Annotated in this window: 2 protein-coding genes; both read left to right on the plus strand. The window is 47.9% G+C overall.

Annotated elements, in window-relative coordinates:
- The first annotated feature begins 112 nt into the window (after window positions 1-112).
- Complete coding sequence (locus SSCH_RS06955; protein WP_044664840.1) at window positions 113-1,537, plus strand: DDE-type integrase/transposase/recombinase; 1,425 nt, start codon at window positions 113-115, stop codon at window positions 1,535-1,537.
- Window positions 1,506-2,336: an ExeA family protein gene (locus SSCH_RS06960; protein ID WP_198142234.1), complete on the plus strand. Its 831-nt coding sequence runs from the start codon at window positions 1,506-1,508 to the stop codon at window positions 2,334-2,336. Before SSCH_RS06955 ends, SSCH_RS06960 begins: the two co-directional genes overlap by 32 nt.
- Window positions 2,337-2,700 lie beyond the last annotated feature (364 nt).

Raw genomic sequence — 2,700 nt, forward strand, 5'->3', positions numbered from 1 at the left:
AATAAAAAAAGCCCCACACAAGACTGTCTATGGATTGACGGCACCGCTTCGAAGAGAATGATGCTGGAAGCTTCACCAACATCTTCTTAAAAAACAAAGGAGCGGAGAAAAGATGGATTTCGAAATGCAAGAACAGATAGCGGCCTTTCGCTATGGGCTGATTGCACCGATCGTCAGCCGCCAGAGCCCCATGCTGCCAGGTGAGTTAAAGCACTTACTGGAGGAGATTGCATCCCGTACATACACAATCCCCGGCAGCCATAGAACAACTGTCAGTACCCGTACCCTGGAGCGCTACATAGCAAACTACAGAAGAGCAGGTTGGGAGGGCCTGAAACCAAAGCCGCGTCCTGCAACCAACAGAACAAGCATCCCCCTTTCGGTTCTGCAGGCAGCAATCGATCTTCGCAAAGAGCGTCCGGAGCGCAGTGTGGAGCAGATTATCTTTTTATTAGAGCAGGGTAGCATTACTGCACCGGGATCTATTGCCCCAAGCACCCTCGCACGTCACCTGAGAAAGGCGGGTGTAAGCAGGCAGGAACTGCTGCACAATGCTACACCACAAAAAGGGCGCCGGCGTTTTGAAGCATCAGATGTTCATGAAATCTGGCAGTCCGACTTTCAGCACACTCTGTACCTGCCCGACCCCACTCATCCCGGAAAGCGCAAGAAAGCCATTTTGTTTGCCATTATGGACGACTATTCCCGGTTGATTGTGCATGCTGAATTTTATTGGGATGAAAAACTCCCTCGACTGGAAGACTCTTTAAAAAAGGCTATTTTACGCTACGGAATTCCAGAACAGTTTTATTGTGATAATGGAGCAGCATTCTCATCTCATCACCTGCTGCGGATCTGCGGCAAGCTGGGCATTCGCCTTTCGCACAGTAGAGCGTTCCGTCCCCAGGGCCGCGGCAAAATTGAGCGTTTTTTCAGGTTTATCGATACCAGCTTTAAACCCGAAGCATACAACCTGATTGAAAGGGGAGATATCCAGGGCCTGGCTCAACTAAACAATGCTTTAACAGCATGGCTGGATGGTTACTACCATATCCGCAAGCATGGTGGCACAGGTCAGACTCCGCTTGCCAGGGCAACTGCAAGCAAACGCACAATGAAAAGAGTTCCCATCAGTGAACTGACAGATATCTTCCTCTGGGAAGAAAATCGCAAAGTTGATAAAACCGGCTGTGTGCATGTCTTCGGCAATATCTATGAGGTACCCTGTGAGCTTTCGGGGGAAAAGGTAAAGCTGCGCTTTGACCCCTTTGATCTGTCTGTAATCCAGGTGTGGTTTGATGGTAAGCGTTTTCCCGATGCCATACCCCTGGATCTTCATCGATCTGTCCACAAACGGGTAAAAACAAAACCATCCGAGTCTATCCAGGAAATAGAGCCATCTCCCGGGGAAGTGAACACAGGTGAGCTGAGTTTTTTTCATTTGGCTGAGGAAAAGCAACGTGAAGGGTGGAAGAGTATTCCTCTAACCTTTGCCCCAAAGCCTGATGAGAGCAGAGGTGATGAAGATGGAAACTGAGAATAAACTCGTTCCCTTTTCCCGGAACCCCAAGAATGAAATGTTATTCGGTTCATCAGCCTACATGGAAGCGCTTGCCCGTATGCAGTTGATGGTCCAACACCGTTATTTTGGAGTACTCACAGGGGAGGTAGGAAGCGGGAAATCAACACTTGTTCGCCATCTGGTGCAAACCCTTGATCCTATGCGCTACCAAGTTATTTACTTAAGCCAGGCAGGGATGAAACCACGGGATTTCTATGGGGAAATGCTGCGTCATCTGGGTGAGGAGCCTTTATTCTCCCTGACAAAAGCAAAACGCCTTTTTGAAGAGGTACTGCGTACAAGGGTAGAGCAAGGGGATAAATCTCTGGTTGTAATCATAGATGAGGCACAGGATATTACTCCGGCCATGCTCCTGGAATTACGCTTTGCCTTGAACCAGCAGATGGATTCTGTGTCCCTGTTTACACTGATCCTGGTGGGTCAGTCTGAATTGAGGAGGACTTTGCGCAAGAACAAGTTTGAGGCTGTAGCACAGCGCATCCAACTGCGTTTCCATCTTACCGGGTTGACTGAGGAGGAATCTGCAGACTACATTCGGCATCAGATGAAGACAGCGGCGATGACCTCCCCTTTATTTTCCGATAGTGCTTTGCAGTTGATCTACTCAGCAACTCAGGGTATTCACCGATTGATAAATCATATTTGCACGTATGCCCTCTACGATGCACAGCAAAGGGGCAGTGATGTGGTTGAGGACAAAGATATCGGGCGTATTCTTGCTGATATGGAAAGGCAGCGTGGCACAGCGGGGTAAGGTAATTAAAGGGTAAGGATCCTCTCAGTATCCATGACAGGTTTGGTTTGGGTGCTGGGGGGATCTCTACATTATCCACACTATGCACACTGACTGGCATTATCTAGCTAGACTTTGATTGGCACCTGAATTCTCAACTTTATGGCAGACTGTCGCTATAATTCTTCCGTTATTGGCGGTGAGAATTGCAGCGTCAAATTGAGTGAGAGGCAACAATATCTCCTGAAATCTTTGTCTTCAGGAAACGATTTTTTGATTATTTATTTTCCATGGGGCACTCTATATCATCGAATAGTCGCCTTCATACTAGCATGTGATCAAAAAGATACGTGCTAGCTCCTGTCCCTGATATACTCCAAGTATT

Source organism: Syntrophaceticus schinkii (assembly GCF_000946815.1).
Classification (GTDB): domain Bacteria; phylum Bacillota; class DSM-12270; order Thermacetogeniales; family Thermacetogeniaceae; genus Syntrophaceticus; species Syntrophaceticus schinkii.